The sequence below is a fragment of the Collinsella sp. OM04-5 genome, assembly GCF_003439125.1.
Lineage (GTDB): Bacteria > Actinomycetota > Coriobacteriia > Coriobacteriales > Coriobacteriaceae > Collinsella.
In genome coordinates, this window is sequence record NZ_QSUU01000009.1 from 14947 (window position 1) to 30592 (window position 15646).

At 59.4% G+C, this 15646-nt stretch carries 16 protein-coding genes and 5 tRNA genes; 1 reads left to right on the plus strand and 20 read right to left on the minus strand.

What is annotated here, in order from left to right; translation table 11 throughout:
* Positions 1 to 164 precede the first annotated feature (164 nt).
* The 5 genes from DXB53_RS06475 to serS all read right to left on the minus strand — a co-directional run bounded on the left by DXB53_RS06475 (position 165) and on the right by serS (position 2817).
* Positions 165 to 241 (minus strand) — tRNA-Arg (locus tag DXB53_RS06475).
* 158 nt (positions 242 to 399) lie between these two features.
* Positions 400 to 476: transfer RNA gene (locus tag DXB53_RS06480), tRNA-Arg, on the minus strand.
* A 355-nt stretch (positions 477 to 831) separates the two neighbouring features.
* Positions 832 to 908 (minus strand) — tRNA-Arg (locus DXB53_RS06485).
* 76 nt (positions 909 to 984) lie between these two features.
* Positions 985 to 1362: a hypothetical protein gene (locus DXB53_RS06490; protein WP_117583806.1), complete on the minus strand. Its 378-nt coding sequence runs from the start codon at positions 1360 to 1362 to the stop codon at positions 985 to 987.
* A gap of 171 nt (positions 1363 to 1533) precedes the next feature.
* On the minus strand, positions 1534 to 2817 hold the full coding sequence (serS, locus tag DXB53_RS06495) for a serine--tRNA ligase (RefSeq protein ID WP_117563693.1): 1284 nt from the start codon (positions 2815 to 2817) through the stop codon (positions 1534 to 1536).
* Positions 2818 to 2928: 111 nt separating this feature from the next.
* Here serS and DXB53_RS10045 point away from each other — a divergent pair, with 111 nt between their 5' ends.
* On the plus strand, positions 2929 to 3102 hold the full coding sequence (locus tag DXB53_RS10045; protein ID WP_006235069.1) for a DUF6724 family protein: 174 nt from the start codon (positions 2929 to 2931) through the stop codon (positions 3100 to 3102).
* Positions 3103 to 3259: 157 nt separating this feature from the next.
* Here the strand turns inward: DXB53_RS10045 and proC are convergent, their stop codons facing one another.
* From proC to DXB53_RS06570, 15 genes are all read right to left on the minus strand, one after another.
* Complete coding sequence (gene proC, locus DXB53_RS06500) at positions 3260 to 4030, minus strand: pyrroline-5-carboxylate reductase (RefSeq protein ID WP_117583807.1); 771 nt, start codon at positions 4028 to 4030, stop codon at positions 3260 to 3262.
* 73 nt (positions 4031 to 4103) lie between these two features.
* On the minus strand, positions 4104 to 4574 hold the full coding sequence (gene rlmH, locus DXB53_RS06505; protein ID WP_117583808.1) for a 23S rRNA (pseudouridine(1915)-N(3))-methyltransferase RlmH: 471 nt from the start codon (positions 4572 to 4574) through the stop codon (positions 4104 to 4106).
* Between the two features lie 6 nt (positions 4575 to 4580).
* Positions 4581 to 5519 carry an SPFH domain-containing protein gene (locus DXB53_RS06510; RefSeq protein ID WP_055250521.1) on the minus strand — a complete coding sequence of 313 codons (939 nt, stop codon included), beginning with the start codon at positions 5517 to 5519 and terminating at the stop codon, positions 4581 to 4583.
* Between the two features lie 288 nt (positions 5520 to 5807).
* A tRNA-Leu gene (locus tag DXB53_RS06515) sits at positions 5808 to 5894 on the minus strand.
* 43 nt (positions 5895 to 5937) lie between these two features.
* Positions 5938 to 6855 (minus strand): TatD family hydrolase, encoded by a 918-nt coding sequence (locus DXB53_RS06520; RefSeq protein ID WP_117583809.1) that lies wholly within the window; start codon positions 6853 to 6855, stop codon positions 5938 to 5940.
* A complete protein-coding gene (rsmA, locus tag DXB53_RS06525; protein WP_117583810.1) occupies positions 6845 to 7705 on the minus strand; it encodes a 16S rRNA (adenine(1518)-N(6)/adenine(1519)-N(6))-dimethyltransferase RsmA in 861 nt (286 codons plus the stop codon). The genes DXB53_RS06520 and rsmA overlap by 11 nt, the downstream gene beginning before the upstream one ends.
* 107 nt (positions 7706 to 7812) lie before the next feature.
* Positions 7813 to 9414 carry a methionine--tRNA ligase gene (gene metG, locus DXB53_RS06530; protein ID WP_117583811.1) on the minus strand — a complete coding sequence of 534 codons (1602 nt, stop codon included), beginning with the start codon at positions 9412 to 9414 and terminating at the stop codon, positions 7813 to 7815.
* 69 nt (positions 9415 to 9483) lie between these two features.
* Positions 9484 to 10362, minus strand: coding sequence for a 16S rRNA (cytidine(1402)-2'-O)-methyltransferase (gene rsmI, locus DXB53_RS06535; protein ID WP_117583812.1), 879 nt, complete (start codon positions 10360 to 10362; stop codon positions 9484 to 9486).
* 6 nt (positions 10363 to 10368) lie between these two features.
* The gene (locus DXB53_RS06540; protein WP_055309641.1) at positions 10369 to 11430 is read right to left on the minus strand and encodes a glycoside hydrolase family 5 protein; all 1062 of its coding nucleotides are present in this window, start codon (positions 11428 to 11430) and stop codon (positions 10369 to 10371) included.
* Between the two features lie 483 nt (positions 11431 to 11913).
* Positions 11914 to 11986, minus strand: a tRNA-Phe gene (locus tag DXB53_RS06545).
* Between the two features lie 123 nt (positions 11987 to 12109).
* Complete coding sequence (locus DXB53_RS06550) at positions 12110 to 12394, minus strand: ribbon-helix-helix domain-containing protein (RefSeq protein WP_035137167.1); 285 nt, start codon at positions 12392 to 12394, stop codon at positions 12110 to 12112.
* The gene (locus DXB53_RS06555; protein ID WP_117583813.1) at positions 12369 to 12659 is read right to left on the minus strand and encodes a hypothetical protein; all 291 of its coding nucleotides are present in this window, start codon (positions 12657 to 12659) and stop codon (positions 12369 to 12371) included. Before DXB53_RS06555 ends, DXB53_RS06550 begins: the two co-directional genes overlap by 26 nt.
* A gap of 58 nt (positions 12660 to 12717) precedes the next feature.
* On the minus strand, positions 12718 to 13077 hold the full coding sequence (locus DXB53_RS06560) for a DUF192 domain-containing protein (protein ID WP_226790440.1): 360 nt from the start codon (positions 13075 to 13077) through the stop codon (positions 12718 to 12720).
* Positions 13074 to 13550 carry a hypothetical protein gene (locus DXB53_RS06565; RefSeq protein WP_117583814.1) on the minus strand — a complete coding sequence of 159 codons (477 nt, stop codon included), beginning with the start codon at positions 13548 to 13550 and terminating at the stop codon, positions 13074 to 13076. The genes DXB53_RS06560 and DXB53_RS06565 overlap by 4 nt, the downstream gene beginning before the upstream one ends.
* The gene (locus DXB53_RS06570) at positions 13550 to 15610 is read right to left on the minus strand and encodes a hypothetical protein (RefSeq protein WP_117583815.1); all 2061 of its coding nucleotides are present in this window, start codon (positions 15608 to 15610) and stop codon (positions 13550 to 13552) included. Before DXB53_RS06570 ends, DXB53_RS06565 begins: the two co-directional genes overlap by 1 nt.
* Between the last annotated feature and the right edge of the window lie 36 nt (positions 15611 to 15646).

The following is a 15646-nucleotide window of genomic DNA, read 5'->3' on the forward strand; positions in this document are numbered from 1 at the left end:
TCCGCTGCGCGGATCCGCACCGGCTTCGCCCGCCTGCCGGCGTGCTCGCCCGCGGGCTAAAAACGCTCCGCGTTTTCTTTACGCCCGCGCCTCGACCGAGGTTCGAATCAATGCGGTGTTTACGTAAAAGAAAAGCCCCCGTTGCCGGGAGCTTTAATCTCAAATGGTGCGGCGTATAGGATTCGAACCTATGACGTTCTGATTCGTAGTCAGACCCTCTATCCAGCTGAGGTAACGCCGCAACTTGTTGATTATTATGCACAGGGACTGAATAATGGTCAAGCATTTTTTCAAAAAAAGTTATCGAATTTGATTTTTAATCATTTGGAGGGCTTGGCGCGATCTTCGACGCATCGCGATATAAGAAAAGCCCCCGTCGCCGGGAGCTTTAAAGTCAATTGGTGCGGCGTATAGGATTCGAACCTATGACGTTCTGATTCGTAGTCAGACCCTCTATCCAGCTGAGGTAACGCCGCAACGCACGGATTATTATGCACGCGAGCCCCCGATGGGTCAAGCGACAATTAGAAAAAATTTTACGGAGTGATAATTAAGTTGTTCGTGCCTCGACCGAGGTTCGAATCCATGCGGTGTTGCCATAAAAGAAAAGCCCCCGTTGCCGGAGGCTTTAAAGTTCAGTTGGTGCGGCGTATAGGATTCCGCGCATCCGCTCCGCGGATCCGCGCCGGCTTCGCCCGCCTGCCGGCGTGCTCGCCCGCTCGCTACGGACGCTCCGCGTCCGCTTCACGCTCGCGCCTCGACCGAGGTTCGAATCCATGCGGTGGCGGCATAAAAGAAAAGCCCCCGTTGCCGGAGGCTTTCAATTTCAATTGGTGCGGCGTATAGGATTCGAACCTATGACGTTCTGATTCGTAGTCAGACCCTCTATCCAGCTGAGGTAACGCCGCAGCGCAAAACATATAAAACCACTTTAGCTTATTGGAGTCAAGCACAATCTCAAACTTTTTTTGGAACGCAGTTTTGTCATGCTGCTCCGCATATACCGTCGTTCCCCGTACGATCGATTGGCTTTTCGATCACGTCAAACTTAGCATCAAGTTCCCTGAGGAGCGATCTCACCCGCTGGGCACAATCATAATCGGCAAACGAGATACTCAACATGCGAGCAACCTGGTTAGATGTCCGGACCCCATAGAAATGCTCCAGGGCCACAAGCCCCTCGTGCGCCACAAACGTCTCAACCACATGCGGCGACTCCTCGTAGCACCATTGGGTCAACGGACCCTCGCTCGTCTGTCGAACCACCAGGCCACCCATGCCAGACGGCTCACACGTCACAAGCAGGTACTCCCCGCCCTCGTCGCTCTCAAACAAAACCACCCGATCATCAAACAGCTCCATCGCGTCCCCTTTCTCTCGCTCTTATTTAGCAAAAGCATAGCAGGTAGATGGCTGTATACAGAACAGTTGTTCGTGTGTTTTCTATTGAGCTGTCCGCACAGCATGGTATGGCCGCACACAAAAAGGGCACCCCAAAAAGGAGTGCCCTAGCAAATCGCTTATGCAGCCAATCTACGCGACCGGCTCGATCTTCTCGAGGCCGCCCATGTAGGGACGCAGAACCTCGGGGATCGTGATGGTGCCGTCAGCGTTCTGGTAGTTCTCCAGAATGGCTGCCATGGTACGGCCAGCCGGCAGACCGGAACCGTTGAGGGTGTGCAGATAGCGCGAACCCTTGAAGTTCTCGGGGTCGCGATACTTGATGTTGGCGCGACGGGCCTGGAAGTCACCGCAGTTGGAGCAGGAGCTGATCTCCTTGTAGGCGTTGTAGCTCGGCAGCCAGACCTCGACGTCGTAGGTCTGACGGGCAGAGAAGCCCAGGTCGCCGGTGCACAGGCTAATCACGCGATACGGAAGACCCAGCTGCTGCAGCAGGAACTCGGCCTCGGCGGTCATGCTCTCGAGCTCCTTGTCGGACTCCTCCGGCTTGGCAAACTTGACCATCTCGACCTTGTCGAACTCGTGCTGGCGAATGATGCCGCGGGTATCGCGACCAGCGGAGCCGGCCTCCTCGCGGAAGCAGGGGGTGAAGGCGGTGTAGCGGCGCGGCAGGGTATCGGCGTCGAGGACCTCACCGGCGTGCAGGTTGGTGAGCACGACCTCGGCGGTGGGGATCAGGAAGTTGTCGCCCGAGACGTGATAGGCGTCGTCCTCGAACTTGGGCAGCTGGCCCGTGCCGAACATGGTCTGACGCTTGACGACGATGGGCGGCCACCACTCCTTAAAACCACGGCTGGTGTGCGTATCGAGGAAGAAGTTGATGAGGGCGCGCTCAAGACGGGCGCCGGCGCCACCGAGAACGGTGAAGCGGCTGCCGGAGAGCTTGTTGCCGCGCTCGAAGTCAAGGATGTCGAGGTCGGTGCCCAGATCCCAGTGCGGCTTAAAGTCGAAGTCGAACTCGCGCGGGGTGCCCCAACGACGGCGCTCGATGTTCTCGTCCTCGTCCTTGCCGTACGGCGTGGCCTCGCAAGGAATGTTGGGCAGGTGAGCCATGAAGTCGTACTGCTCCTGCTCGAGGGCGGTGCGGCGCTCGGCCAGACCGTCAATCTTCTCGTTGACGGCGCGCACGGCCTCCTTGGCGGCCTCGGCCTCGTCCTTCTTGCCCTCCTTCATCAGGGCGCCGATCTTCTTGGACTCGGCATTGCGCGTGGCTTGAAGTTCCTCAACCTCGGTGATGACGGCACGACGCTCGTCGTCGAGCTCAAAGAACTTCTCGCGATCCCAAGACGTCTGGCGGTTAGCCATGGCGACATCGATGGCATCAGGGTTCTCGCGAACAAACTTGATATCAAGCATTAGATCCTCCGGCGATATACATTCCATTTAGGTTGCAACCTTGTACATGTATGGGCAAGTATATACTTATGAACGTTTACGACCCAACTCAACTACGCAAGAAGGCACCCAATGGACGCAGTTTTTTCCTTTTTGTTTGGCACCCGCACCGGTTTTGCCATCCTTTTCGCCGGCGGCATCCTGCTGTTTGCGATTCTTGCCTTTGTAATGGAGAAGCGCACCCATAAGATGTATGTCGACCGCGGCCCCAAATCCGAGGACGAAGAAGACAGCTTCTGGGACTAACCCGCCAAAAAGGGACAGGTTTATTTTGGTCGGTTTTATCCGGGCGAACGCAAGCGCCCCGCAACTGGAATTGAGCCAGTTGCGGGGCGCTTTTCGCTAAAAGGACAAAACCGCAGGAAAAACCTGCCAAAATAAACTGTCCCTTTTTTGGTCGGTTTTACTGGAGGGTTGCGTCGATTGCCTTGACCAGGGCGCTGCGCATGCCGGCGTCCTCGAGCGCAACGACGCCCTTGATGGTGGCACCACCGGGCGAGCATACGGCATCCTTCATCGCCGCAGGATGCTGGCCAGTTGCAAGCTGCAGCTTTGCCGTACCCAGCACCATCTGGCTCACAATGCGATAAGCATCCGCACGCGGGATACCGTGCTTGACCGCCGCATCGCCCAGGGCCTCGATTGCCATAGCGACAAATGCCGGAGCGCAACCACCCACCGTGCCGCCCACGAACAGCAGGCTCGTGTCGAGCTCAACCACCGTGCCAAGCTTGCCAAGTAGATCGAGCACCACAGCGCGCCGCTCGTCATTGAGCGTCGAAGCCTTCTCGCAGGCGATGACGCCCTCACCCACTGAAACCGGCGTGTTGGGCACCGTCGAGATATGCGCGACGTCCGGCAGGACCTGCTCCCACTTGGCACTGTCCCAGGTCCAGGCAACCGACAGAACGACCTTTTTGGCAAGAGCATCCTTGAGCGGGGCGAATACCTTCTCGATCATGTACGGCTTGACCGCAGCGACCACGATATCGGATGCGGCGACAACCTCGGCGGCATCGTGGCAAGCGGCCATCCCGCGCGCCTCACAGCGCTCAACCAGTGCGTCGTAGCGACCCGCGCAGGCGCACATGTCGCTCGCAGCTACACCGGCAGCGATCCAGCCATCGGCCATAGCGCTCGCCATATTGCCAAAACCGACAAATCCAATCTTCATATCGCATAGTCCTTTCAGACACATTCCTCAAAACGAAAGGTATTGTCCCACGCCATTGTTTCGTATTGCCGACCTATTTGTGATACGGCTCGCCACGACTGATCTTGCAGGCACGGTAAATCTGCTCCAGCAGCACCACACGCGCCAGGTTATGCGGCAAGGTAATGCGTCCAAAGCTGAGCATCTCGTCGGCTCGTGCGCGCACGTCATCGCTCACGCCGTCCGAACCGCCGATTACAAAGGCAATGTCGCTGCTGCCTCGCAGCATAAGATCGTCGAGCCTCGCCGAAAACTCCTCGCTCGAGCGCTCCTTGCCCTCGATAGCCAGCAGGATCACATGCGCTCGAGATGGCAAGGCGGCAAGAATCGCCGCCCCCTCCTTGTCGCGCGCGGCATCCACGCCGCCCGCCTTAGCCGGGTCGATATCGGGCACCTCGCGGATATCCACCTTGGCATAGGCACCTAGGCGCTTGGTGTACTCAGCGCACGCGTCCTTCCAAAAGCGCTCCTTGAGCTTACCGACGCAAACGACGGTGTATTTCACGCGCGTCTACTCCTTCGAATCGTTTTGAACTTTGCCGGCGGCCAGCATCTGCTCGAACATCGAAGCCGACTGCGAAAAGTCGCTCGGCAGCACGACCGTCGAGGTTTTACCCGTGCGAGCGAACTCCGTCATCATCTCGGACCACTGCGTAAACATGAACAGTTGGTTGGCCTCGTCATTGCCGACACCCGTCTCCTGGATGATCTCGAGCGAATCTTTGATACCCAGCGCGATGGCCTTGCGCTGGTTGGCGATGCCCTCGCCCGCCTTTTCCATAGCCTCGGCCTCGGCGGTCGCCTCGGTGACGCGCTTGATGCGGTCGGCCTCGGCGAGCTCCTGCGCGGCAGCGCGCTTGCGCTGGGCAGCGTTGATGTCGTTCATGGAGTTCTCAACCTCGGTCGGCAGTGCGATTTTGGTGATGAGCGTCGACACGAGGGTGAAGCCGTAGGCGGCCATCTGCTCGGAAACGGTAGCGTTGACATCCTTGGCGATGTCATCCTTCTTGGCAAAGACCTCATCGAGTGTGTAGACGGGGATGGAGGAGCGCAGGGCGTCGGTGATGAAGTCGCGCATCTGGTCGACGGGCTCCTGCAGCATATAGTAGCTCTTGTAGATGCCCGAATCTGCCGGGCCGGCGCCCATGTCATAGCTCACGTGGTACTGAGCGGAGACCTCAAGGCCAATGGTCACGTTGTCCTGGGTCTTAACGTCGATGCCAAAACCATTTTTCATGGTGCGCAGACTCACCGTGGCGGCCTTGCGGTCAATCACGGGCACCTTCACGTGGAAGCCCGCGTTGACGATACGATTGAACTTACCCAAGCGCTCGATGATCACAGCGTGCTGCTGCTCAACGACGTAGCAGGCGTTGGGGAGCAGCAACAACAGGATGATGATGGGAATCAAAAGGCTGGTAAGGGCGGCGATGATACCGGAAAATAGCATGGTCTCTCCTCTGATAGGCACACGTTGGTACTAGGATACCCGTCCAAGGAGATCGTGCATAACAAAAAAGCTCCCATTGCTGGGAGCTCTTTCAATCAATGGTGCGGGCGAAAGGACGTCCGCGTATCCGCTTCGCGGATCCGCACCGGCTTCGCCCGCCTGCCGGCGGACTCGCCAGCTCGCTAAAAACGCTCCGCGTTTTCTTGACGCTCGCTCCTTCACAGGTTCAAGTCCCTGCGATGGGCACATAACAAAAAAGCCCCCATTGCTGGGAGCTCTTTCAATCAATGGTGCGGGCGAAAGGACTTGAACCTTCATGGGGTTGCCCCCATACGGACCTGAACCGTACGCGTCTGCCAATTCCGCCACGCCCGCGTGCAGGAATTAGAATAACGGAGCGCCACCGCGAACGCAAGAACTATTTTTGAAAAAGTTTGCAGGCATTTTCCCAAGCGGCATGCGCGATTGTTTCGGCGTCCTCACCAGTGCGATCGACACGGTCGTTAACCAGCGCGTTTGCCGTAATGGAGATCATTGCTGGCTCGCATTCAAGACCGCGAATGGGCTCCGGCGCCATATACGGGCAATCCGTCTCGAACAAAATGCGGTCGAGCGGGGTCGCCGCAAATGCCTCGCGCACGTCATCGTTGCGCTTAAAGGTGGCCGCACCACCATAGGCGATATAGCAGCCCAGCTCCACAAAGCGCTCCATCGTGGCGCGGTCCTCGCCAAAGCAGTGCAGCACGCAACCGGCCTGAGGCACACCCACCTCGCGCAGCACGTTGTACGCATCCATATGCGAGGTGCGCTCCCCATCCGAGTCCTCGTGCCGCAGGTGCAGCTCCACCGGCACATTGCGGCGCACGGCAACTTCGAGCTGACGCGCCATGCAATCAATCTGCACACTGTGGGGCGCCGGCGCGATGTCGTCGTCGTAATCCGTGTGGTAGTCCAGACCGATCTCGCCGATACCGGCGCACAAAGGGTCATCGAGCGCAGCAACAACCTGCGCGTGAATGTCATCGGTATAATCCGGCGCGCCATAGGGGTGAACGCCAGCGAGATACTTGATCTGCGGAATATCCCGCATCGGCAGAATTTCGCGCACGAGCCAGTCGCTATAGTCCGTCACGCTGCGCTTGTCGGCGATGGGGTCGAGCATCGTCACCAACAGGTCGACGCCCGCGGCTTTGGCGCGCACGAGCGTCTCGGGCACTTCTTTCCCCCAAAACGAAAGCAGATGCGCATGCGTGTCAGCAAGCGGTGCCAAGGGCACGGGACAAGCAACCGTCTTCTTTTTCTTGGTAAACGTCACGCGTTCGGCATTAGGCATCATGGATGAGCTCCTGAGCCAGGCGGATAAAGTCGGCAACATCAAGCGTTTCTGCGCGCGTGGTGGGTGCGATACCGCAAGCCTCAAAGGCGGCGTCGAGCACGTCCTTGGCAAAGCCGTTGGCGCTCATGGAATTGCGGATGGTCTTGCGGCGCTGAGCAAATGCAGCATCAATCACGCGGGCCACAAACTCGCGATCGAGTCCTTCGGGCGCCACGCCGTCAACACGGTCGATACGCACGACGGCCGAGTCCACGTGCGGTGCCGGCATAAAGCAACGTGGCGGCACCTCAAAGCGACCCGTAACCTGCGCATACAGGCCGAGCTTTGCCGTGTAGCCGCCATAGGTCTTGTTACCCGGCACCGCGGCAATGCGATCGGCAACCTCCTTTTGAACCATGACCACGGCACGCTTGAGCGCGGGCATCGTCTGGAAGAACTGCAGGATGATCGTCGCCGCCACGTTATAGGGCAGGTTCGCGACAAATACCGTCGGCTCACCGCCTGCAGCCTGCTCAATCTGCCCCGTCGTCACCTTGAGCGCGTCGCCCATGATAAAGCGGAAGTTGGCATAGTCGGCGGCATGGGCATCGAGCACCGGTTCGAGTTCGGGATCGGCCTCGATCGACGTGACGCACGCCGCCTCCTGCAGCAGCGCGAGCGTGAGCGTACCAACGCCCGGGCCAACCTCGAGCACGCGCTCATCGCCCGTGAGCTCGGAAAGCTCGCAAATGCGCTCAATTACATGGTTGTCGATCAGGAAGTTCTGGCCCAGGCGATGCTTGGTCGCAAGGCCAAACTCCTCCAGCAGCTCCCTTGTTGCCGTGGGGTTTGCCAAAGGCGAAGTTGTCATAGTTGCCTCCTTAGCATGATGGCGGCGTCTTGAAACAAAAGGGCATGGACCGTTGCGGCCATGCCCTTACATCTAAACAGCAAATTGCCGATATGGCGCGCGGCGTCTTAGCCCAGACGCGGGAACAGCGGCTCACCCTTCTCGACGGGCTGACCACCGGCAAGCAGGCCCCAAGCGCAAATGCCCTTGAGGTCGTCGCTCGCGGCCTCGTCCTCGCAGGACAGGCGGCGCAGGGCTTCGGCAGAGGTCTGAGGCATGAGCGGCATCAGCAGGTGAGCGGCAATGCGGATGGCCTCGAGCAGGTTGTAGATCACAAATGCCAGCTCGTCAGCCTTAGCCTCATCCTTGGCAAGCGCCCAAGGCTCGGAGTCCTCGATGTAGTGGTTGGCGGCGTGGATGAGCTCCATAACCTCGTCCTTGGCTCCGCCGTAATCGAGCACGTCCATCTTGGCCATGTAGCGGTCGACCAGGCCATCGGCGATCTTTGCCAGCGGGTTGTCGAACGCATCGAACGATGCGGGCTTGGCGGGCGCGCAACCGTCAAAGTACTTGCCGCTCATGTTGAGCGAACGCGAGATAAGGTTGCCCCAGCTGTTGGCCAGGTCGGCGTTGTAGACCTGCTCCATGCGATCGAAGCTGATAGCGCCGTCGGTACCGGGAACGACGTCGGTCATAAAGTAGTAGCGATAGCCCTCGACGCCCAGCATGTCGATAACGTCCTGCGGAGCGATGGCGTTACCGCGGCTCTTGGACATCTTCTCGGCCTTGCCGGTCTCGGCATTGCGCACGGTCAGGAAGCCGTGGGCAAAGACGTGCTCGGGCAGGGCCTCGCCGATGGCCATGAGCATGGCGGGCCAAATGACGCAGTGGAAGCGGATGATGTCCTTACCCACGATGTGGAACTGCGCGGGCCAGCGATAGGCCAGCTCGGCACGCGCCTCGTCGGTGTCGACACCGTAGCCGACGGCCGTCATATAGTTGAGCAGCGCGTCAAACCATACATAGGTCACATGGCCCTCGTCAAACGGAACCTGGATGCCCCAGTCAAAGCTCGTGCGACTCACGGAAAGGTCGTTGAGGCCGCCCTCGACAAAGCTGCGAACCTCGTTCATGCGGAACGCAGGCTCGACAAAGTCGGGGTGCTCGTCATAGAGCTTGAGAAGCTTGTCCTGGAAGGCGGAAAGCTTAAAGAAGTAGGACTCCTCCTGGACGCGCTCAAGCGGACGGTGGCAGTCGGGGCATAGATGCTGGCCGACGCTGCCGTACTCCTCGTCGCCCTTCTGGACCTGCGTATCAGTGAAGTAGGTCTCGTCAGGCACGCAATACCAACCGTCGTAGCTGCCCTTATACAGGTAACCGGACTCCTTCATGCGCTCCCACAGGTACTGCACGGCATGATGCTGGCGCGGCTCGGTGGTGCGGATGAAGTCGTCGTTGGAAATCTCGAGCTTGCTCCAAAGCTCCTTGAAGTGCGGGGCCTGGCTATCGGTCCACTCCTGCGGCGTCATGCCATGCTTGGCTGCGGCCTCGGCGACCTTCTCGCCGTGCTCGTCCATGCCGGTCAGGAACTTGACGTTATAGCCGGCGGAACGGCGATAGCGAGCCTGAACGTCGGCGATGATGGTGGAATAAGCCGTGCCCAGGTGCGGATCGGCGTTGACGTAGTAGATGGGCGTCGTGATAAAGAACGAAGGCTTGCTTTGATCCATGGGGTTTGTCCTCCAGAAAAACGTTGCATACAGAGGATGATTCTAGCGCAAGGGCTGGATATCCTCCATCTATTGCATATCGAGCACCATGGCATAGACATCGCGCTTGCGGCGCGAATACTTCTGAGACAGGCGCTTGGCCACCGCAGACGCGGGCTCCCCCTCCTCGAGCGCGGCGCGGATATCCTCGCGCAGGGCCTCGTCGGGATCCGCTGCCGTGGCGCCGACCGGCACGATACCGGCCTCCTCATCCTCGCTCGGTGGCGCGATGACCAGCGCAATCTCGCCCTTTACCTCGCCGCGAGCACGCAGCTCCTCGGCAAGCTGGTCAGCGGGCCCGCGCAAGACCTCCTCGTGCAGCTTGGTGAGTTCGCGGCAGACGGCAACCTCACGCTGGGGAAAGACCTCCGCCACGGCCTCGAGCGTCGCCACGATGCGATGTGGAGACTCGTAGAAGATGAGTGCGCCGGGCACCACGGCAAGGCGCTGCAAACGGCGCACACGGTCGCCGTGCTTTCGGCCCAAAAAGCCCTCGAAGAAAAAATGCTCGCAGGGAATGCCGGACGAAACAAGCGCCGTGACGCAAGCAGAGGGCCCGGGAATAACTTCGACGGGCACATCGGCCTCACGCGCCGCCTCGACCAGCGCCTGGCCGGGATCGGACACGCTCGGCATGCCGGCGTCCGAGGCAAAAGCGAGGGTCTCCCCCGCCAGCAGACGGTCGACCAGGCCGGCGGCGCGGCTGGCGATCACATTCTCGTCGCAACGGACAAGCGGCTTGGAAATGCCCAGGTGCATCAGTAGCTTTGACGTCACACGCGTGTCTTCGCAGCAGATGGCATCAGCAGCGGCAAAGGCCTCACCAACGCGCGGGGACAGGTCGCCCAGGTTGCCGATGGGCGTGCCGACCACATAGAGTTTGCCCGTATGGGCGCTGTTTTGCGTCATATCAACCTATTCAATCATGCCGCGCTCGAGCGTACCGAGCGCCGCGCGGGCGTCCCATGCTGCAATGCGCTTCTCGGTCTTCCACGTTTGGAAGAACCAACCGGCAGCCGGCGCAAACGAAGCCAGCTGGTTGGCGATAAACACGCGCTCGTAGGCATTGCGGCCCTCGGGCGTAACCGACGAGTTGGCAAAGATCGCCGCGCCCGACCATTCGCCCACCAGCACGGGGAACCCAGTCGAAATCGCTTCTTTAAGCTCGCGCTTGTTACGCGAAATCGCCGTCGTCAGCCCGCGAGGGCTCGTGATGTCGAGCGCATACTCGTCGCGGTAATGGTACAGGTGAAGGTCCATGTAGACGTTCTTGTACTTGGCGCCGCGCATAAAATGCTTCCACTCGCTGGGATGCCCCGACGACGAGAAGACGACGATCTTATCCTCGGGCATATACGAACGGACGAGCTCGTAGGCATCGCGATAGAAATTGCGCAGGTAGTGAGCAGGAATGCCATCCGTCATGGTGAAGAGGCTCTTGCGAACGCTCATCTGCGGCGTGTCCAGCAGCTCAATGCCCAGCAGGCTCTCGGCCTCGCCATAGCGATCGGCCAAGCGCTCGAGCACGTCGAGTGCGACATGACGGCCGTTGGTGGACGAATGCCACTCGGCAACAGCCTCCGGCGTGGTGGGCGAATCGTTGGAATCGCCCTGGCCACCGGGCACGGTTGCCAGATCGAGCAGCACGCGGATGTCGTACTTGGCAGCCCACTCAATTGCGCGGTCGATGTAATCGACAACCGATATGTAGGAGGCATCGGACTCCTGTGAGCCAAAGGCATACCAGGGCACCGGCAGACGCACGGCATTGAGACCGATCTGCGCCATGCGGCGAAAATCGTCCTCGCTCACAAACGTCTCGTAATGGCGGCGCATGCGCTCGTTATAGGCGGCGGTACCCATGGCCTCCTGTAGCTCAGCCGCGTTGGATGCACCGGTCGCCGCGTACAGCGACGGGGTCACCCAAGGCTCGGGAATAAACCAGCCAGAGAGATTAACGCCGAGTATCCTCTCCATCACTGCCCCCTTCGGATCATGCAGGTCGAACCCGCATCGTATTGCGTAGGATAAGTATCGTTTTGAGTATACCCGCGTGTGCGGACAGGCGACCGAACGGTCTGCAAAGTGACGCGAAAGTGGGAGGAATGTCTGGGAGCAGACGGACTCGGAATGGTGCGACGAGGTGTGTACGCGCGCCGGAGGCAGGCACCGGAAAGTGTGTCCCGTTCTGAGCCCTTATTCTGGGACGCAGTTTCCGCAGAACCCTACATAAAAGAAAAGGACCCCTTTGCAGAGGTCCTAGTCAATTCAAGGTGGCGGGGAAGGGAATCGCGTCCGCGCGCTGCGCGGACGGACCGCTGCGGCGCTTACGCGCCTTGCGAGCTGCGCTGGCAAACGCTTACGCGTTTACTCAGCTCCGCGCCCTCACGGGGTTCGATTCCGTGCGAGGGCTACATAAAAGAAAAGGACCCCTTTGCAGAGGTCCTAGTCAATTCAAGGTGGCGGGGAAGGGAATCGAACCCCTGACACGAGGATTTTCAGTCCTCTGCTCTACCAACTGAGCTACCCAGCCATTTGAGGTGTGCCTTGTTTCAAGGCTTGATTAGTATAACCAAGGACGCGTTCCGGTCAACCGAGAATTTCAAAAAAGTTTTTGAGCACAGCCTCGGTTCTTTAAATCGGCACGTCAGAGGCATCAGCCGGCAGCAAGAAGTTTTTCGCTCAGAGCCGCACGGGCAAACTCACTTGGCGTCATCCCCTCGGCAGCCGCCCGTCGACGAATGGCCTCCTTCATTCCCAGAGGAATCTTGACCGACAGCGTTGCCGTCCCCTCACCTGAGAGTGGGGGCCGTCCATGCACGATCCCACCAACGGTGTGTTCGCCATCCGGAAACTCTCCGCGCTCGTACGACTCGCACCACGCGTCAATCATTTCATCCGTTACAACCTGACCATTAGCGGCCGTATACGTCTTGCCCATCATCGACCCCTTTGCCGAGCCCGTTCAATCTCCTGCCAAAATTTCTTCTGGACTGGAGACAAGGCATGAATGATAAGCCCCCACGGACAAGCTCGACCGCGACAAGCTCCACGCTTCGTCCGTCTGGGAGCCATCCAATCGCAAGCCATCTCGGCGGCTCGTCCTTCGGCTCGCGACGAATGCACTCAGTAACCGCAAGCCAAGCGCTAAGCACCTGCTTTTCCGTCAGGTGCTTTTTAGCGTTGGGATGGATCTCAACATCCATGCATCTTCTCCTCCATCTTACCCAATTTCGTATGACGAAAGTCCGCTGTCGCCAATTCTTAAGCCGGCACGCGTTGGAGAGCAGGGGTCGAAACAATGATTGAAGGACGCTCTAGTACGGCCCAGGCGCCGGGGCAGGAGCACATACGCCAGGGACGTACGTTTTCGTAGCATACGAGGACATAGCCACGTGCATCGATAAAGGCGATATCGATGGGATAGGCCATAAAACACGTATGGACCGAAGAGCAGCGTGGAAATGCCATGACGAGCGGCAGACCGTTGGCGGCAACCGGACACCGTCCCAGCATGCCGCGCAGGCGCACGGCAAACGACTCCGCCACCGCAAACTCGGCCGGCGTCCAGCCCAGCCTATTGAGTGCCCGCGCGTAGGCGATGTAGGACGAGACCGCGGTCACATGACCACCCCCGGACGCCATGGATCGACCGTCACCGCGCGCTCGTGCGACAACGTTGTCGGCGCCCCCAGCGGAACGCCAGCGATGCTGAGAGAAGTCGGCCACGGCTCATAGTGCATGGTGCAGGTGTAGGTCCTAAACGTACCGGATAGGGAGAGCAGGCCACCATCCGATGCCTCCGCGCCTTGCTCGCTCGACACTTCGATCTGCAAGTCATAGCCTTCCATGGCATTCAGAATTTGAGTCCGGACCGTCGCCGAGGCATCGACAGAGCTTTCGTCGCCCTCCCCGCTCGGCGCCACGGCGTGCGCCAACACGATGTCGGGCACCACGCGGTCGAAGCGCGCGACAGCGCTGGCAAAGATCATGACGTTGTATACGATGAGTGCCAGCACCAGCAAAACGGGCGTAACCACTGCTATCTCCACCGTCGCTTGGGCGCGCTCCTCGCGCAGACGCATGCGGATACTCATTACGACCCACCGCCCAGAGCGCCAACCAGCGTGGCGACATCGACGGTGAGCGGGATGGAGCCGCCGCCGGGCAGAGGAATCTCCGCAAGCGTGAACACCGTACCGCTGATGGTGCGTTCGACTTGATATTCCAACGCCTCGCAAAGCGCCTTGGGATCGGTCACGCCCAACGGAATACTTCGCAGTTTGTCTTGCGCTTGAGAGAGACCAGCAATGTCAGACCCCGGGCTCTTAATGACGTTGGCGGAATCAGTCAGCACCGGCTTTCGCAGGCGCAAGTCGCACGGTTCCAAACCCAGCGCCGCCACGGACGCCGAAACGGTATCGCCGAGCCACGATGCAATGGAGCCCAACGCGCCGCTGCCCCCTCCTAGGCCTTTAATCATCTCGTCCATAAGTTCGTCGGCCGAACCTTGGATGTCTCCGTATCCCACAAGCAGCCGCCCCCAGACATCCATGACGCCGTCGAGTACGCCGGCAACGCCACCCGAGCGTTCCTTCAATGTCGAGAAAAATCGCGAAAGCACGTTGTTTTGCGCCGTCGCCTCATCGGGCGCCAGCACCGCGGCAGAGATGGCACCGCGACTGCCAAGCTCAACCGCCGTGTTAAACGAAGAGTTAAGTTGATCGGGGCTGGTAATATCACCCGAAACTGCAAAGGCGACTACGCCGTTGCGGCCAGGTGGGGCGATACGCGAACGCTCACCGGAAAGTTCTTTGATGGCGGTATCGAACGCATTGCCCGCACGGTCGGCTTCGTCCTCGGTCTGACGCTCGATCTCGAGCTCCTTGTTGCGACAGTCGACGTAGTCCTCCAGGGCGTCTTTAAACTTGTCAAAGTGATACTCAAAGCCGTTTTCGATAGAGGTTGAAGGCGCCGCAACAGCACCAAGCGACAAAACGCCAAAATGGCATTTGCTGCATTTATCCTGTCCATCGTAATCGGCAACCGAAGCAAATCCGCTCGGCGTCCCTTTCTTATAGTTAGGGCAGGTCGTCCCGTAATGCAGATACGCCTTGTCATCGTTCACGCTCGTCGGCCACACCGCATCGGTATAGAGTTCCGTCGCCCGAACCTCATCAGAGTTGCGCGGCAGCAGCGGAATATAAGAGGAAACCCTGTCTCCGTTCTCGGTTATATGTGCCCGATCGACCTCCGCGCTCGCATAGGTATAAAACGCCTTACGCGCCGCAGACTCTGCCTTCATCTCGACACTCGAGCCGTGGGGCTTCTCATTTGTCAGACGCCAATGGTAGTAGTCCTTCGCGCGATCAAGGGCAACTTGGGGCTCCCACGTAACGCTCGATGAGTAATGCGGATTTTGAACACCGGAGAGATCCGTTAGGCTTTTCGCGCGCTCCCACATGCAAGAACAGCTGCCGACCGAGCCCTTGTCAGACCCACCACAATCCGCCAGCCAAGCACGCTCTTTAGCCTTCGCCGTGTCCTCAGAAGCCTTCCGCAGCTCCTCGGCCGCACGCTCTAAATCATCTGATGTGTCTTTAATGGTATCGGTCGAGATCTCTGACCCTTTGAGCGCAGCGAAGTCCGACTCGGATGTCCTGGGCACGGCAAGCGCCGTACCGGTATAGGTCACACTATCGGTATCCTGCGCCGACACCGCCTGCGTGGCACGCGCGGCGATCAGATACGGCAGAGCCGTCTCGATTTTCTGTAAGCCTTCCGATGCGCTTTTGGCAAACTTGTTGCGCGTTTTAATGATCTCGATCCCGGTGTCGACCATATTGCCGGCAACCGGCTCGGCACCCGGGATGAGGATGGCGACCAGGCCCGTCCCGATCGTGGCAAACCCCGCCAGCCCCAGACTCAAGATACTCGCATCAACCACCGTGGCAGCCGTGTGATAGGACGACACCACGTTGGCACCCGCCAGCGCGCCGCTATCAGCCGCCACCTGGGTGTCCCCGGCACGCGACATGCTCCATATCGCCGCGGTCGACGAAAACAACAATGTGAGCACCACTAGGATGACCGCGGCAGAAGAAAGCGTGGTATAGGCACCGTCTTCGATAAACAGATCGACACCGGCTCGACCCATAAAGCCACCTCGCTTGCAATGGCAACTCGGACGGCG

Bases quoted from the DNA above. Each gene is read 5' to 3' on its own strand.
- DXB53_RS06490 (WP_117583806.1), bottom strand. From the start codon at position 1,362: ATGGAGCTGTTTGATGATCGGGTGGTTTTGTTTGAGAGCGACGAGGGC.
- serS (WP_117563693.1), bottom strand. From the start codon at position 2,817: ATGCTTGATATCAAGTTTGTTCGCGAGAACCCTGATGCCATCGATGTC.
- DXB53_RS10045 (WP_006235069.1), top strand. From the start codon at position 2,929: ATGGACGCAGTTTTTTCCTTTTTGTTTGGCACCCGCACCGGTTTTGCC.
- proC (WP_117583807.1), bottom strand. From the start codon at position 4,030: ATGAAGATTGGATTTGTCGGTTTTGGCAATATGGCGAGCGCTATGGCC.
- DXB53_RS06510 (WP_055250521.1), bottom strand. From the start codon at position 5,519: ATGCTATTTTCCGGTATCATCGCCGCCCTTACCAGCCTTTTGATTCCC.
- DXB53_RS06520 (WP_117583809.1), bottom strand. From the start codon at position 6,855: ATGATGCCTAATGCCGAACGCGTGACGTTTACCAAGAAAAAGAAGACG.
- rsmA (WP_117583810.1), bottom strand. From the start codon at position 7,705: ATGACAACTTCGCCTTTGGCAAACCCCACGGCAACAAGGGAGCTGCTG.
- metG (WP_117583811.1), bottom strand. From the start codon at position 9,414: ATGGATCAAAGCAAGCCTTCGTTCTTTATCACGACGCCCATCTACTAC.
- rsmI (WP_117583812.1), bottom strand. From the start codon at position 10,362: ATGACGCAAAACAGCGCCCATACGGGCAAACTCTATGTGGTCGGCACG.
- DXB53_RS06540 (WP_055309641.1), bottom strand. From the start codon at position 11,430: ATGGAGAGGATACTCGGCGTTAATCTCTCTGGCTGGTTTATTCCCGAG.
- DXB53_RS06550 (WP_035137167.1), bottom strand. From the start codon at position 12,394: ATGGGCAAGACGTATACGGCCGCTAATGGTCAGGTTGTAACGGATGAA.
- DXB53_RS06555 (WP_117583813.1), bottom strand. From the start codon at position 12,659: ATGGATGTTGAGATCCATCCCAACGCTAAAAAGCACCTGACGGAAAAG.
- DXB53_RS06565 (WP_117583814.1), bottom strand. From the start codon at position 13,550: ATGAGTATCCGCATGCGTCTGCGCGAGGAGCGCGCCCAAGCGACGGTG.
- DXB53_RS06570 (WP_117583815.1), bottom strand. From the start codon at position 15,610: ATGGGTCGAGCCGGTGTCGATCTGTTTATCGAAGACGGTGCCTATACC.